The organism is Leptothoe sp. EHU-05/26/07-4 (assembly GCF_043421015.1).
GTDB classification, from domain to species: Bacteria; Cyanobacteriota; Cyanobacteriia; order Phormidesmidales; family Phormidesmidaceae; genus Leptothoe; species Leptothoe turfae.
On the sequence record NZ_JAXSQV010000003.1, the window covers coordinates 137,455 to 153,611 of the forward strand.

Consider the following 16,157-nt stretch of genomic DNA (forward strand, 5'->3'; position numbering starts at 1 on the left):
GCCGTTACTGATCCTTGAGAGGATCAGTAACGGCATTTGTGGCAGTTCCCGGTTGGGATGAATACAGTTTGGTGGTGTCAGTGATTGGTGAGTGGGGGTAATGTTTAATGCTATGTCACTAAAGCTAGATCCAGATACGCCAGACTAAATAGCCGATGCTCAAACACGTAAAGAACAGGCTGGGTGTTAGCCAGGTGGCAGCAACTACAGAATAATGTTGAATTTGGTGACAGCCGCTGTGGAGGGTTAAAAGTGTGTGGTGCAGAGCGATACAAAGCAGCAGCAACCACAGCCAGGGGATACCAATGGCCACAGGACTGATCAAGATAAAGATGCCCATGGGCAATAACGTGGCACCAGCGATAAACGTGTCGTCGGACCAACTGCCGTGGCGTCGTAGACAAAGACGGGAAACAGCCAACATCATAATTAAACTTAAAAAAGCGGCAGAACCCGATAGCCAGAATGCGCCCAGGGCAATATTGCTGCTGGTTGCGCCTGAGGCAAACGGCAGCATGTAGCCGCCTAAGGTAAAGCTGCCCAGGGCCAGGGTGGCGAGTAAACAGCCGACGCGCAAAGCCTGGCGTTGATTAAGATGGCTATAAATGGCAGGCAACTCTTCTGCTGGGTTGCTCAGTAGGCCGAATAGTAATCGATTGAGCTGCCCCAGTAGGCCCCATCGCTTAGCGACAATTCTGCGGGAAGGGGTGCTGAGTTTAAAGCGCCGCTGTTTGCGGAGAGCGTGGATGCGATCGCAACTCCGATGATAGCCTTCCAAGTCTCCCTGGGCTTGGTAATACATGGAGGCAGTTTGAAAGTCAGTGGTGGCCTCGTCCCATTCCTGGATATCTTCATAGGCCACTGCCCGTTGAAAATAGGCTTGGGGATCATCGGGTTCAAGGACAATGGCTTCGGTAAAGGCAGCGATCGAGCTCTCCGTATAGCCCAGACGATAGCGCGCCAAACCAAGGTAGTAATACGTCTGGGGTAATGTATCTGAAAACTGTAGTAGCCGCTGACAGTCTGCCAGTACCCCAGCATCATCTTCTAAAATGTAGCGCACCTGAGCCCGTCGTAAATAGGCCTCAGCTAAGTTTGGCTGGAGCTCAATGGCTTGGTCAAAATCTGCCAATGCCGCTTTATAACGCCTTGCTAAGGTTTGCTGAATACCCCGCAGGTAGAAATCATGGGCTGTTTGGGGTCGAGTGCCATTATATTCAGTGGTGCCTGTGCAGTCATAGCGCTGTCGCCGCACCTGGTCCGTCAACACTTCATAGGCCTCATGCAGGGCTCGAAACTTTTCCAGGGCTCTTGGATCGTTTGGGTTTAAGTCGGGGTGATAGCGTCGTGCTAATCGTCGAAACGCCGCTTTGATTTCTGTTTGAGTGGCATCGGGCGATACCTGTAACCGGGCGTAGTAGTCGTCAGGAATGGCCATAGACAACCAAACAAGTGGGATATGGATGGGGTGATGATGTAGGAGATGTCCTTATTGTAATCATTTAGTCAGGTGAATCGTAACTCACGACGCAATACTCCCTACCAACGACGCACCGTCCCATCCGATGATAGACCCTCTCTGTAGGTCCCTAAGGATGTCATGGGTGACCCTAAAGATATGTCTGGTTCTTACAGCTCGTCAGAATCGCAAACGGATTTCGAAACAACACGGGGGATTCATATTCTGCCTCAATTGTCATGGACCCTGTCTAGATCAGTGACCGTCAAACTTAATACTTTTTAGTCTGTAAATCACAAATTTGAACTTGTAATTACAAGTCTTGAAAATAGAGAATATGGAGTATGTTTTCAATTTAGACTGTCATATTTTCGACAATTTTTAGATTTTTCTAGAAGTCGTATTCAGTTTCTGGTGCATCATAAAATCTGAAACTTTTATTAAGATCTTCTCTATAACTCTCTATAAAAGGACATTAGCCTTCTAAAATTTCTAGGGATGTTTAATTTGAATCCAGGGTATCTAATCCAAATATTTTCAAGGTCTTCAGAAGCCTGGATTGTTAACCTACACAGTTGAAACATCCTCTAATAGTTAAATTTCAATCAGCAATCTATGGCATTCAAAACATGTAGTGACAACTGTAGAGATAAAGACAGAGGCTTAATAATGTGCCCTTTATCGTGCAGCTAACGTCGAAATCTGATGATGCGCTGCTGCTTTTAAGAACATCATCATTGTTGATCGAAATTTATGAATTTTTTCTTAGGGCACATAGCTACGTGCTCTAAGCATTGGAGTAGTACTACTTATGACCCATCAAAAACCTGGTGCTCAAGGGCAAGAACCCTTGAGCACACCGAGGTCGCATCGAAGTCGTCGTCAGCCTGGCGATCGCAACGTCACTGGCTATGGCTTTGATTTTCATCCGGAGGTATTTCTAGTTTCCGCTGGTCTCATTGTGCTGTTTGTGCTGGTGACCCTACTCTTTCGCGAGCCTGCCGAGACTGTTTTTGGAGATATTCAAACCTTTATTGCGGAGGCGATGGGCTGGTTTTTAATCTTGTCCGTCAGCATTTATCTAGGGGTGGCTATTCTTCTCGCCTTTAGTAAATTTGGCAGAATTCGTTTGGGCGGCCAAAACGCTAAACCTGAGTTTCCCACCTTTGCCTGGATTGCCATGTTAATCAGTGCGGGTATGGGAATTGGCCTGATGTTTTGGAGCGTGGCCGAGCCCATCTACCACTTCCAGGATCCGCCCGCGCTCATTGGTGCCATTGAACCCTTGTCTCAAGATGCGGCCCAACAGGCCCTGGGGATTACCTTTTTTCACTGGGGTCTGCATGCCTGGGGTATCTATGCCATTGTGGGGTTGTCCTTGGGCTTTTTTGCTTATAACTGGGGGCTACCTTTAACCATTCGTTCCGTGTTTTATCCCATTTTGGGTGATCGTATTTACGGATGGGGTGGCAACGTCATTGATATTCTGGCCGTCGCTTCTACTCTTTTTGGATTAGCGACCTCCCTAGGCTTTGGTGTCCAACAGGTTAATGCAGGCTTTAACTTCCTGGTGGGTCTACCCATCAACACGCCCATCCAGATTGGTTTAATTGCCATTATTACGGGGTTTGCCACAGCGTCAGTTGTTTCTGGTTTAGACTCCGGTGTGCGCCGCTTGAGTGAACTCAATATGATTTTGGCGGCCATCTTTATGGCCTTTGTGTTGTTGGTGGGTCCCACCTTGTTTATTTTTGGTTCCTTTGTTCAGGTTGTTGGCTACTATGCGGCCTCCTTGCCCACCCTCAGCTTTTGGACGGAAACCTTTGAGGGAACAGCCTGGCAGAATAGTTGGACCGTATTCTACTGGGGATGGTGGATTTCCTGGTCTCCTTTTGTGGGTATTTTTATCGCCCGTGTTTCTAAAGGACGTACGGTGCGTGAATTTATCTTAGGTGTGTTGCTGCTGCCGACAACACTGACATTTTTGTGGCTGTCGGTATTTGGTGGAACAGCCGTGTCAATGGAGTTGGGTGAACTATCGGGCACCATCAGCAATGCGGTTAATGAAAATGTGGCCACTGCTTTATTTGTCATGTTGCAACAGCTGCCCCTAACGGCAATCACCTCCTTTGTGGGGATTTTGTTGGTGGTGGTTTTCTTTGTGACCTCGTCGGATTCTGGTTCTTTAGTCGTGGATAGTTTGACGTCTGGTGGAAAGTTAGATTCCCCTATACCGCAACGGGTGTTTTGGGCGGTAATAGAAGGTGTTGTTGCTGCGGTGCTGTTGTTAGGAGGAGGTCTACAGGCGTTGCAAACGGCATCCATTGCCACGGGGTTACCATTTGCGATTGTGTTGTTGGTGATGTGTTTCAGCTTGTATAGGGGGCTAAGTCAGGAGTTGGCGATGATTGAGGGAAAAGAGTTGCAGATGGCTAAAGAAAAAGAGTTGCAGATGGCTGAAGGAGTTGTTGAGGAAGCGGTTTAGGAGGTGTTGGTTTGAAGTGAGGGGCTCAGGGCTTTCCTCCCTTTCGGAGGAAAGCCCTGAGCTATCCCATAGCCCCAGCGAAGTAGATTACCCCCCCAGCCAACAATGAACCGAACATATCTGCGACTGGACCAGTGAATTATATTCCCAATAAAGTTAATTGATTTCAATCCATTAAAAACTAGGGTCTTTTTTTCCGGTAGGATGTCTGGAGTAACCCCTGGAAATGACTTTACACTCTATGGTTCCAAGTGAGCCAGGTGCAGGCAAACAACCACTGCACATGGTTATTTCAGAGCAGTTAAAAGAAAAAATTGAAGCGGGTCAATATGAGCCGGGGCAACGGTTGCCCAGTGAATTTGATCTTGGAGAACTCTTTGGCGTTAGCCGTACTACGATCCGCAAAGCCATCTTAAACCTGATTCAGCAAGGTCTGGTTAGAAGTCAGCGGGGTAAAGGTAGTTTTGTCAGCGGTCATCACAAGATCAACATTTCTATCTCTAACCCCATGACCCATTTCGATATTGCTTTTCGGGAACAGGGTTATGAGGGACGAATCCAATCGTTAAAATTTCAGCTAACCCAGGCATCTGCTGAACTAGCACACACCCTCGCCGTTGCTCAAGGAACCCATGTGTATGAGCAAGAGAAAATCATTTACGCTGACGATAGTCCCATTGCTCTAGAAATTGACTATTTCCTTGAGACAATTGGTACATCCCTGACAGACCAGTTGCAGCAAGGGTTTACGTACAGCACGTTAAAGGCTAATGGCGTTAATCTCAGTACTGGTAAAGTGACGTTGGGGACTGTGCCTGCCACCTATGAGTTGACCAAGCACTTAAATATCCCGTTAGGCATGCCGTTGCTAGTGCTTGATTTTGTTGTTTTTTCAGATAACCTGCAGCCGGTTGTGTGTGGCAAGGTGCTGTCGCATTCTAACTGGCTTTGTTACACATCTGAGATCACAGATCTCAATTTTGGGGATTTGAGGCACACTGGGTTGTAGGTATAGTCGGATAATCCTTCGCTTTTAGTAGTTCTAGCGTGCTTTTATGGTCACACCCCAGGCAGCAAACGGTTCCAATGCTCACCCGCAAATGGCAGGCAGCCTTGATGCACTTATCCATAGTCGCAAGCAGGCAGCCCAGGTTTTAAGTCAAATTGCGATCGCAATGGACCGGGCTGAAACTACGGAGCGGTCTGGCCAACTGGGGTTAACCCGCCACATTCGTACCCTAAAAAGTACGGCGGAGCAGCTACAGCAGGGCAAGTATCGCATCGTGGTACTGGGTGAAATGAAGCGGGGTAAGAGCACCCTGATCAATGCTCTGGTGGGAGAGGCGCTGCTGCCAAGTGATGTCAATCCCTGCACGGCATTATTGAGCCTGCTACGCCACGGCCCAGAGCAACGGGTGATGGTGCACTATACCGATGGCAAATCCCCTAAAGCCATTGATTTTGATACCTTCCGTGCTGACTACACGATTCCTGCCGATGAAGCCCGGCATCTGGAAACCAATGCGTTTCCTGACATTAGCCATGTGGTGATTGAATGCCCGGCTCCGCTGCTGGCATCGGGACTAGAAATCGTTGATACCCCAGGCCTCAATGATACTGAAGCCCGTAACCAACAGGTGCTGAGCTATTTAAACGAAGCCCAGGCCGTTGTGTTTGTGCTGGATGCGTTGCAGCCGATGACATTGGACGAGCGGCGCTACTTGCAAAACTATATTCAAGGCCGCGATCTGGATTGCTTTTATGTGGTCAATGGCTGGGACCGGATTAAAGTCGGCCTGGTTAATCCGGAGGATGCAGCCGCGTTGACTGACGCGGAACAGCGTCAGCGTCAGGTATTTGCCCAGAGCCTGCCCGAAGATGCCAGCTGGTTTGAGGTATCAGCCCTAACGGCCCTGCGTCAGCGGCGTCAGGGAAAGTCCCTGGCCGGTAGCGGTGTGGATAAGTTTTTAACCGAGCTGGAGTCCTTTTTAACCCAAAGCCGTGGTCAAGCAGAGATTCGGCGGGCGGCCAAGCTCGCCCATCGGGCCTACAGCGCGGTGCAAGAATCGGTGGCCCGGCGGATTCCTTTACTAGATGAAGATCTAAGTGAACTACAGCAACGGGTCGCTTCAGTTGAGGAGGAATTTGGCAAGCTGGAGAAGATTCGGGATAATTACCGACAGCTGATTCGGGGAAGATGCGATCGCACGGCTAAAGCCATTGCTGATTCCTTCAAAACCTATATCCTCAATTTAGAAGAAACCTTCGAGACCGATTTTGTTGCTTCCCAGCCCGATCTGGATTTTCTTGATTTTCTAGATGAAGATGCACGGGATGACTTCTACAAAGAATTCAAGCGTGCCTTTGAGCGTTATATTAACGATCGTCTAGCTGCCTGGGAGTTTACCGCCAAGCAAAAGATTGGTCAGTCCTTTGACGAGCTCAATGAGAGCGCTGCGGATTATCAGGTAGCCTATGCCGAAGTGGTCGAAGTAATCCACGAGAAAATGATGGGGCGTAAATTCTATGCCCCCAGCACAGACACTGCGGATGAAGCGCGTCCTTGGATTGATAATATTCGCGATCTCTTTGATGAGATTCCCGACACGTTGAACGATGCGATCCAGCCCTTTAATCATTTTTGGCAATCAGTGTTGCAGATGGCGGTGAGCTATGTGTGTATTGTGATTGCGCTACAGATTTTAGGGTTATTGTTTAGCAGTTTGTTCTTAAATATTATTGGTGTGATTGCTGCTGCGGGTGGCGTTTTAGCAGTGCAAGCAGAGTTTGTGCGTCAAGAATTTATCAAGGCAACGCGCAAAGAGTTTGTGAAGCACTTGCCCCAGATTGCAGCGGACCAGTGGCAGTCAATTTACAAGGCGGTAACAGATTGTTTTGGTACCTATGAAGAACGGGCAATTGAGCGGATTAGCAGTGATATTGCAGCGCGACGTTTGGAGTTAAGCAGCCTGGTGGAGAAAAAGCAACAGAATGAGATTAATCGCGAGCAAACGGTAGAGCGATTGAAATCATTGGAAGACAGTATTCAGCAAGAATTAGAAGTATTACAGGGGATGGTGTAACGGTAGGGTGGCAGTTCCCTACGGATATCCTTTGCCTATACTCTGACCCTACATCTGCCCACCATAACCTATGGTAACTACTCCAGACGAGTTAGCCACATCAGGGTTCTCTTTACCCATGCGTTACGAGGTAAAAAACTCAGCTAGGTACTCTCTCTCAGTCTCGTCGTAAGCACCGTGAAAGTGATGATTGGCAACGATGTTGCTTTTGATGGTTGGGAGAGATGGGCAGCCCCTTTGCAGTTTTCTGCAATATTATTCATCGAAAAATGGCAATAAAGTGCAGTCTCAATTGTCCAGAAACAGCAATGATATTCAGGGGCTAATTCCTCATAATTCTCATAAAGACAAGTTGGTATCGAAGATTATTCTTACTCTGTTTGAGAATCTGCTGCTGGGACTCAACTAGCTACTCAGCCCGGTTGAGCCTGTTTTGCTGACGCTGTAAGACATTTATTCAAAGCCCAATTTTTGAGCAACCGTTTGAACAGGCTTCAAACACCTGATTGTTGTACCTCACTGTTGAACCTGTGCGTAGCCCCATGACTTCTCAAAACCCTAACCAGCTATCTCAACCATCATCGCCCTTAGGTGTCCATGGCCCTAACCGTGAACTGATGGATGCTATTATCACCAGCTGGATTGATGGCATTCTGATTTTGACGAAAACGGGTGAGTTAGTGCGCAGTAACTCCATTGCAAAACAAATTTGCGATCGCATCACCCAAACCGATTCTGGCCAGATCCCCAAAGAAATCTGGCGCACCTGTCGGGTACTGATTCAAGGCTGTAACGAGTATACCGAGGGTCCAGTGGTTGCCGAATCAGAACTCAGTGTGAAACCCCACGAACATTTTCGCATTCGTGCCCGATGGTTTGATTTTGGTGACTATGGCAACAATGCTTACATTTTGGTGATCTTAGAAGATCAAAACTATTCCAAACGGAATTTGGCCATTACTGAAGTGGATCGCTATGGTCTCAGTCCCCGTGAGGCAGAAGTATGGTTGCTACACCGCACGGGCTACACCTATCGAGAAATTGCTGCCGAGCTATACATTGCCGTGAATACGGTGAAGAGACACATCAAGAAGATCTATGTCAAACGACATATGGCCTTGGTGAAAGAAGAGACTTACACCGATAACCTGGCCAGTTAACCATGTCAGCTAACAACGTCAAGCAATTCTTTAGCATGGTGGACAAATGTAATCTTTAGGAGCCCACCGCTAGACAATGGCACCCATAGCTGCCATAACTAGGTGGGACAAAGCCTCGCTTGTATGATTTTCCTCAACTCTGAGGAGTATTGGACTCAAGATTGCCCATGCCCACACTGTATGTTTCAGATCTCGATGGCACGTTACTAACACCAACGGCCACTTTGTCCACTTACACCCGAGCCACTCTCAAGCGCCTACTAGAATCCGGTTTACCATTTACCGTCGCCACGTCCCGCAGTGTCAGTTCGGTTGGCCCCATTTTTCAGGGCGTATCACTGCCATTACCGGTTATTGAGCTAAATGGTGCCTATATTACTGACTTGACCACCGGGCAGCATCTGATTGTGAATGACATTGCCACGGAGCTGGCCATAAAAATTCTAAAGTTAGTGCAAGATTATGACGTTAAACCGCTGATTTCTAGTTATAACGGTCAAGATGACCATGTCTATTTCACCCATGATGTGAATCCAGGCATCCAATGGTACATCGATGATGCTGAGCGTAATGAAGATGGCCGTTGGCACTGTCGGACTGACTTAACGGAAATCTTTGACGAACAGGTGATGCGGTTTACACTGATTGATACGAAAGCGCGTTTAACCCATCTAGAACAAGCGTTGAATCAGCACTTTCCTGGCTGTCTTGATATGCATCTGTTCGAAAATCCCTATCAGCCTGATTGGTACTGGCTGACTCTACAGGATCGATCGGCAACTAAAGCAAATGGTATTCGTGAATTGCAAGCATTTCACAAGCTGCATGATCACGATCTGACCGTGTTTGGAGACCACAACAACGATATTTCCATGTTTCAACTGGCCGATGTGGCAGTGGCAACGGCGAATGCGACGCTAGAACTACAGCAACATGCAACCGAAATCATTGGTCACCACAGTGAAGATAGCGTAGTGAAATACTTAGAATCCCGTTGGTCAATGGTGAATGTCTGAAGCTAAGTCCCCTGGTAAATCATCCAGGACCTCCCCTGCTAAATCATCGAAGCAGTCACGCTTGTTACTACGGGCTAAATTAGCCAGACGTAGGCGACGGCGCTATTGGGCCTTGGGCATTGCGGCGGTGTGGCTTGTGTTGGCCTGTTGGCAGGCTCCAGCGGTCAAGTTGACCACCAGCAACCAGATTCGCGGTGTGTGGATGACCAATGTGGCGGCGGCTATGAACTACTTCAGCTTTCGCCTGGATGATGCGGTGGCTAACCTGGCGGAGCATCGGATCAATACACTCTATCCCAGCGTTTGGAACCAGGGGTATACGCTGTATCCCAATGAGGTGACTAAAAAAGCGGGCGGGCGATGTTGCGATCGCATCGCCAATGTCCCTTTCTACCCCTTTGATGATATTCTCCATAGCCTCACCCGTCAGGCCCACCGCCACAACATGCGCCTGATCCCTTGGTTTGAGTATGGCCTCATGGTGCCAGCAACATCGCCCATTGCCAGGGCCCACCCCGAGTGGTTAACCACTAACCGAGCAGGCGCTAGTATTCCGGCACCGCTATCGGCCCATCCATTGCTGCCGCAGCCCTTAAAGAATGTCCAAATGGAGATTACCGGTGGCAATATTGCCTGGCTTAACCCCATGCACCCAGAGGTACGCCAGTTCATGATCGACTTGATTGTCGATGTGGTCAAGCGCTATCCAGTGGACGGTATCCAGTTGGACGATCACTTTAGTTTGCCAATGTCCATGGGCTACGACCCTTATTCAGTGCAGCTCTATAAAGACACCCATGGCGGTGCGCCACCCCCCGATGATCCCAGTGCTCCGGGTTGGGTTGCCTGGCGGGCCCACGCCATTACTACGCTACTAACCGACATCACCCAAGCGGTCAAAGAGGTACGCCCAGAAGCGATTATTTCAGTTTCTCCCAATCCACCTGGGTTTGCCTATCGCAAGTACCTTCAAGACTGGGTCCAGTGGGTCAATTTAGGCATCGTCGATGAGGTGGTCGTGCAGCTTTACCGTGACGACCTCAGCATCTTTGAAAAAGACTTGTATAGCAGCGGGTTTCATAACCTGCGTAACCAGGTTCCCATTGCCATTGGTCTCTACACAGGGCCACTGGCAGCAGCAAAAGATTTCAATCGCACAGTAGATGAAATTTCAGCTGTACAGCAGGCAGGTTACCGTGGTGTTGCCTTTTTCTCATGGGAAACAACATTCTGGGTCCTGAGAAAAGCGACTGACCTAGAAGTGAGACAAACCCTAGAGCGCTTGTTTCAGTCTTAACAGTGAGATGATGTCTTGGGCACACCCTGGAATATCAGGTGATATCAAAACTTCCTAAAATACACTTGTGCTTCTCCCTAGATGTTAGGGAGAAGCACAAAGAAGGGACAAGCTTAACCAAGCTATGACACTTAGTAATTAAGAGGTGCAAGACCTTTTCTAGCGCGCATTTCTCCTAGCAGTTCCCGAGCAATGCTATATAGCTCCTTAGGTACGCGGGGTATGGACGTTTTAACCAACTCCGCTGAATAGGAATCAGGAATCGCCCTGATGTCAGGAATCTCACCAGGCCCCTCAGACAGTAAATTGGGCTTCAAGCCAGGGTTATCGCCACCAAACCTAGACTTATCGCTCCCACAAGCAGCACCAAATAGGGAAAATGAGCGAGTGTAGCCTAATCCGTTAACACCAGTCTGAGTGTTATAGCCCCTGGGATAGGGCACATACATATCTCCAAACGTTTGGAAATACTCATCACTATCTAAATAAGCATCAATTTCAGCGTCGAAACCACCCTCTGCAATGATTTGAATATGCTCGGAAATTTCCGCATAGTTCTTAGGGGCACGGCCCAGCAGATGCTTGAAATTCAATTCAATGGCAGTCACATTGGGATGCTTTTCCCAGAACAATGCTCTATAGTGATCAGACTTAGCCAGTGCCCGAATAAACTCAAGCACGCTAATTTCGCCGCTGCGCACTTTTGATTCAGCAATGGTGCAACGCTCAGACTCCATTAGATGGGCATTACCAAAAACCTGTTTGTAAGCCGCAGCAATCACCAAATCGGCATTCCCTTGGGATAGGGCATCGCCAGTGTATTCAGCGACAACACTGCCAGCAATGGCGTCGCGATATTTTGTCGGTAAAGTTTTAGCCTTATCTTCTGGGGCTGTCCAAATTTGAATTCGACCGTCTACCTCCTTACTGGCTACAGGTTTCGGAGCAGCGACGGCCTTAGGCGTAGGTGATGTGACAGGGGCTGGTGTGGCTACAGCTTTAGGCTCACTCGCCTGCTTGGCTTCAGTTGGTTTTTTTCCATTCAGTACTGGCAGCTTGAGGTTCTTAGATTGTTCTAAGACGCCAGATAACCCTTTAAGCATTTCCTAAGCCCTTTAGAAAAAACAAATTTGACAACCTCACACACTTAACGGACTCTGTTTAGTCTCATTAAGGACGTAAATTAAATTTTTATTCTCCCACAAAGTAAGGAGCTAAAAACTCGCTGAAAACCTACAGGGGACGTAGATTACAGGGCCAATCCTATCAGCGTGACTGGTGCCTCGTCAATGAACGTTGAATGCAGCAAATGCTGACTGCCAGGGTGGATATGACTTACTTTTCTATCCTTCAAAATCATTGAAGAGTAAGGGCTTGGTTGAATTAGTCCCAAGTTATATCAGCTGAGATACTCTCTGATTTGATCCTTTGGATGGGCATTCAAATAGCTGGTTCGCTACTTTAGAAAATTAAAAAACGTAACAAAACGTAAAATCACATGGGTATTGCCTAGGTTTGAGGGGAGCCTGTGGTAGTGACTGATCTGCTGCACAGGCTAACAGGTGAGCAGTTTGGATACGATGTGACGGCATGGCAACAGTGATGGGCCAATCAGCATGAGGGCTCATTATATGAGAAGGGCTCATTATATGAGAAGGGCTCATTGAATAACGGACTAAAGCTCATGGTTAGTTCAGCGCAATCTCAGGTTCAAGCATGGAGTTGATGCCAATATATCCCTGGTGCTGCCAACGTAATACCCTCTAGCCTTTAGGAAGTATCAGGTCCATGAAAATTAAGTATTTTTCTACTCTGATTGCCGCTTCGATTGTTAGTTTTACAGCTGTCGTGGCTCCAACTCAGTTCATCCCTGCCCAGGCCAATCCTTGCGCTGCTGGCGTTGTTAATCCTTGTGCGGCGACCCCTTGCGCTGGCGCTGCAAATCCTTGTGCGGCGACCCCTTGCGCGGCGGCCCCTTGCGCTGGCGCTGCAAATCCTTGTGCGGCTGATCCTTGTGCAGCCTCTGTAGCTGCTGCGATCCCAACCGTTTTCTCCGATCCTCAGGCAGAGGATAATCTTGCTATTCGAGGGTATGACCCAGTGGCTTATTTTACGGTTGGTGCGCCGGTTGAAGGCAGCGGCGACTATGCGTATGAGTGGAACGGTGCTACCTGGCGTTTCTCTAGTGCGGCTAATAAAGAACTGTTTGCTAGTAACCCCGAAGCCTATGCCCCCCAGTATGGTGGCTACTGTGCAAAGGCTTTGAGTGAAGGAAATCTGGCTTCAACAGTACCTGAGGCTTGGGATATTGTTGATGGTAAACTCTATCTCAACTACAGTCTGGATGTTCAAACGCAGTGGAAAGGAGATATTCCTGGCAACATTTCTAAAGCAGATTCTAAGTGGCCCAGCATTTTAGAGACTGCCAATGTTGTTTACTACGACACTGTTGGAGCCGTCTATTTCTAGGTTTGGATTCTTTTTGTCCTTGACACCCCTAAAGCAGTTGTTATATCAGGATACCCTTTCCCGATAGAGAGAGTTTTCTTTTAACTTTCGTTTTCTTTTAACTTTCATTGAGGGAAAGGTCCACCAGATCTGGAACCTGTAAAATCTGCTCCTCTGTTACCATTAAATTAGTCACGGCCCGAATAGACTTTGGCCCCACCGGTAAAACATAAACGCCTTTTAGCTTAAGACGATCTACCAGCACCTGGGCGCGTAACATTTTTGTGTGAAAAACAACAATGTTGGTTTCCACGGCTGTAGGGTCAATGATAATTTCTGGAATTTCTGCCAGACCTTTGGCTAAGGTTTGGGCGTTAAGATGATCTTCTTTTAGATGGGCGCGATGGTGCTTAAGGGCATAGATGGCCCCTGCCGCCATCATGCCTGCCTGTCGCATACCACCGCCAAACATTTTGCGGAAGCGTCGGGCTCGCTTAATAAAGTCATGGGACCCAGCCAGGGCAGAGCCGATGGGCGCACCGAGACCTTTGGAAAAACATACGCTGACGGAATCAAAGGCTTTAACGTATTGCTCCTCAGGGGTGTTGGTGGCAATGCAGGCATTCCACAGTCGGGCACCATCAAGGTGAAGCTTGAGACCGTGCTGTTTGCAGACCTGCGCGATCGCATCTATCTCGGACAGGGGATAAATCTTGCCCCCACCTCGGTTATGGGTATTCTCTAGACAGACTAATTTAGTCTTTGGAAAATGAACATCGGCGGGACGCAAAACCGTTTCCACATCTGCCGCCGTGAAAACGCCACGATCTCCGTTGATCAGGCGACACATCACACCGGATAGGGCAGCGGGACCCCCACCTTCGTAATAGTAAATGTGCGCCTGGGATTCTAAGATCACCTCATCGCCCGGTTCCGTATGGGTGCGCAGCGCAATCTGGTTGGTCATGGTGCCAGAGGGCATAAAGACCGCCGCTTCCTTGCCCAAAAGACCCGCCACAAATCGCTCTAGCTGCCGAACAGTGGGATCATCTCCCAGGACATCGTCCCCAACTTCAGCGGTGGCAATGGCTTCCCGCATACCACGGGTCGGTTGTGTAATGGTGTCGCTTCTCAGATCAATGGGCATGGGCTTGGTTGCTTCTGACCGATTACAACCGACAGGTTTCCTCAGGCTGGCACCGCTGGTTGCGTTGGGCAATTATAGTGGCTAAATCTGGGCGACCTGTGAGTTTTAAACGCCAGTCCGCCCAAATGTCGTAAATTTTGTCTATTAAAGGCCCCAGCACAGGCCACTGGGTAGGGGCATACATCCAGCCGATACCCAGTGTGGTATAGACTCGACGAAACACCTCAACATTTTGAATCACACTGCCATCGGGTAGGACCGCATGAATGCGAGCCATCGCTATTTCAAAGGAAACACCCCCGTTTGCAGCAGGATCATAATCGTCCGCAGCAATATCTGTAAAGACTACTAGGCCACGACCATTGTCCTTTTTTCGGAGAAAATTTACTTCGCGCAGACACAAAGGACAGTCACCGTCATAGAGCAGCTTAATTTTCCAGTCGGCCATGGGTGCAGATGCGTTTGTTTCCTTTGGTAGTCTAAAGGGATTTTCTGATTATTGCTGGTGGCTGGGTGATGGGATATCCTCACCCTCCAGCATCGCGATCGCACTTGCCCTTCAATCTAGTTTTTCGCCACTAATGGCCTTATCCAGTAATTCAATTGGGTGCATCAGCGGCAGCGTTTTTCCCTGGAGCTCAAGATGCTTTTGAATCTGAAGGGCACAGCCTGGATTCGACGAAGCGATCAGGGCCGCTCCTGTATTAACCAAATTAGTCACCTTCATCTGGCCCAATTCATTGGCAACTTCCGGCTGCAGCATGTTGTAAACACCAGCGCTACCGCAGCAAAGTTCTGCATCAATGGGGTCAGCAACACTGACGTTAGGAATTTGTTTAAGCAACTGGCGAGGCGGCTGGGTGATGCCCTGGCCATGGCGTAAATGACAGGCATCTTGATAGACCAGCTTGAGGGGGGTATCCGTCACGGCAGAGAGTTTGGCGGTTAACCCTACCTCGGCAAGAAACTCCTGGATATCGCGAACATTGTCGCTAAAAGCGACCGCTTTGTCGCAATAGTCGGGGTCGTCTTTAAGAATATGACCGTAGTCTTTTAAGGTGTGACCACAGCCAGCGGCATTGATAATGACGTAGTCTACGGCGGTGTCGGCGAAGCTGTCGATCATCTGACGGGCAAGGGCCTGGGCCTGGTCAGTTTCTCCCTGGTGAGCGGGCAGAGCGGAGCAGCAGCCCTGGCTTCTGGGAATCACCACTTCACAGCCGTTAGCGCTCAGTACGCGGGCCGTCGCCTCATTGACGTCAGAGAAAAAGACGCGTTGAACACAGCCCAGCACCATGCCAACTCGGTAGCGTTTTTTGCCTTGGGCAGGTACGGTTTCTGGCAGATTGTCTTGGAAGCACTTGGGAGTGACCGCAGGCAAGTTTGATTCCATCGCCGCCAGCTGCGGTGAAAAACGCTCTAATAGGCCGGTGCTGCGGATGACTTTCGATACCCCTAGCCATTGATATAGGGCAAGGGGGCCCAACAGCAGACGAATGCGGTCGGGGTAGGGAAATAGGGAGAAAATTAACTGTCGGATCAGGTTGATGGGGAGAGGGCGCTGATGGTTACGATTGACTTGCGATCGCACCGAGTCAATCAACCGGTCATATTGCACTCCAGACGGACAGGAAGTCGTACAGGCTAAACACCCCAAACAAGAATCAAAATGACTGGCCGATGCCGCAGACAGAGGGGCCTCTCCCTTGTTGATGGCATCCATCAAATAAATACGACCCCGAGGTGAATCAGTCTCTTTACCAATAACCCGATAGCTAGGGCATGTCGTCAGGCAAAATCCACAGTGGACACAGGCATCAATTAAAGATTGGTCAGGGGGCTCATGGGCATCAAACCCAACCGTGTTAGAGTCCAGGCCAGTATTAAGCTTAAGAGAGGCCGCCGTAGATGGTTCCGAAGTCTGCATTCAAAGGAGCAAGAGGCAATACTCTAACTAGCTTATCGTTTTCGTTATGATGTCATGGCTCTAAAACACCTTTTGTCGATTGAATAAGCTAATGAGGCAAATAAATATACTCCACACGAGTGGTCTGTACCTAAG

General features: G+C 48.8%; 12 protein-coding genes. 7 read left to right on the forward strand and 5 right to left on the reverse strand.

What is annotated here, in order from left to right; genetic code table 11:
- Positions 1-124 precede the first annotated feature (124 nt).
- Entirely contained in the window at positions 125-1,438 is a 1,314-nt protein-coding gene (locus U2F10_RS08460) for a J domain-containing protein (protein WP_499866367.1), read from the reverse strand.
- An 832-nt stretch (positions 1,439-2,270) separates the two neighbouring features.
- Here U2F10_RS08460 and U2F10_RS08465 point away from each other — a divergent pair.
- The 6 genes from U2F10_RS08465 (at position 2,271) to U2F10_RS08490 (ending at position 10,500) form a co-directional block, all read left to right on the forward strand.
- Positions 2,271-3,944, forward strand: coding sequence for a BCCT family transporter (locus U2F10_RS08465; RefSeq protein WP_499871710.1), 1,674 nt, complete (start codon positions 2,271-2,273; stop codon positions 3,942-3,944).
- 241 nt (positions 3,945-4,185) lie between these two features.
- Positions 4,186-4,953: a GntR family transcriptional regulator gene (locus tag U2F10_RS08470; RefSeq protein WP_499871712.1), complete on the forward strand. Its 768-nt coding sequence runs from the start codon at positions 4,186-4,188 to the stop codon at positions 4,951-4,953.
- Positions 4,954-4,999: 46 nt separating this feature from the next.
- On the forward strand, positions 5,000-7,027 hold the full coding sequence (locus U2F10_RS08475; RefSeq protein WP_163664946.1) for a dynamin family protein: 2,028 nt from the start codon (positions 5,000-5,002) through the stop codon (positions 7,025-7,027).
- Between the two features lie 542 nt (positions 7,028-7,569).
- Entirely contained in the window at positions 7,570-8,187 is a 618-nt protein-coding gene (locus U2F10_RS08480) for a helix-turn-helix transcriptional regulator (RefSeq protein ID WP_499871714.1), read from the forward strand.
- A gap of 167 nt (positions 8,188-8,354) precedes the next feature.
- Complete coding sequence (locus tag U2F10_RS08485) at positions 8,355-9,203, forward strand: HAD family hydrolase (protein WP_499871715.1); 849 nt, start codon at positions 8,355-8,357, stop codon at positions 9,201-9,203.
- Positions 9,196-10,500: a glycoside hydrolase family 10-like protein gene (locus tag U2F10_RS08490; RefSeq protein WP_499871717.1), complete on the forward strand. Its 1,305-nt coding sequence runs from the start codon at positions 9,196-9,198 to the stop codon at positions 10,498-10,500. The genes U2F10_RS08485 and U2F10_RS08490 overlap by 8 nt, the downstream gene beginning before the upstream one ends.
- Positions 10,501-10,631: 131 nt before the next feature.
- On the opposite strand, the gene U2F10_RS08495 is transcribed toward U2F10_RS08490, so the two are convergent.
- Complete coding sequence (locus U2F10_RS08495) at positions 10,632-11,603, reverse strand: phycobilisome rod-core linker polypeptide (protein WP_499871719.1); 972 nt, start codon at positions 11,601-11,603, stop codon at positions 10,632-10,634.
- 685 nt (positions 11,604-12,288) lie between these two features.
- Here U2F10_RS08495 and U2F10_RS08500 point away from each other — a divergent pair.
- A complete protein-coding gene (locus tag U2F10_RS08500) occupies positions 12,289-12,969 on the forward strand; it encodes a YHS domain-containing (seleno)protein (protein WP_499871721.1) in 681 nt (226 codons plus the stop codon).
- A gap of 97 nt (positions 12,970-13,066) precedes the next feature.
- On the opposite strand, the gene ltaE is transcribed toward U2F10_RS08500, so the two are convergent.
- The 3 genes from ltaE to U2F10_RS08515 form a co-directional block, all read right to left on the reverse strand.
- Positions 13,067-14,095: a low-specificity L-threonine aldolase gene (gene ltaE / locus U2F10_RS08505; RefSeq protein ID WP_163664933.1), complete on the reverse strand. Its 1,029-nt coding sequence runs from the start codon at positions 14,093-14,095 to the stop codon at positions 13,067-13,069.
- A 22-nt stretch (positions 14,096-14,117) separates the two neighbouring features.
- Positions 14,118-14,543 (reverse strand): thiol-disulfide oxidoreductase DCC family protein, encoded by a 426-nt coding sequence (locus U2F10_RS08510; protein WP_163664932.1) that lies wholly within the window; start codon positions 14,541-14,543, stop codon positions 14,118-14,120.
- Between the two features lie 111 nt (positions 14,544-14,654).
- The gene (locus U2F10_RS08515) at positions 14,655-16,022 is read right to left on the reverse strand and encodes a (Fe-S)-binding protein (RefSeq protein ID WP_499871723.1); all 1,368 of its coding nucleotides are present in this window, start codon (positions 16,020-16,022) and stop codon (positions 14,655-14,657) included.
- Between the last annotated feature and the right edge of the window lie 135 nt (positions 16,023-16,157).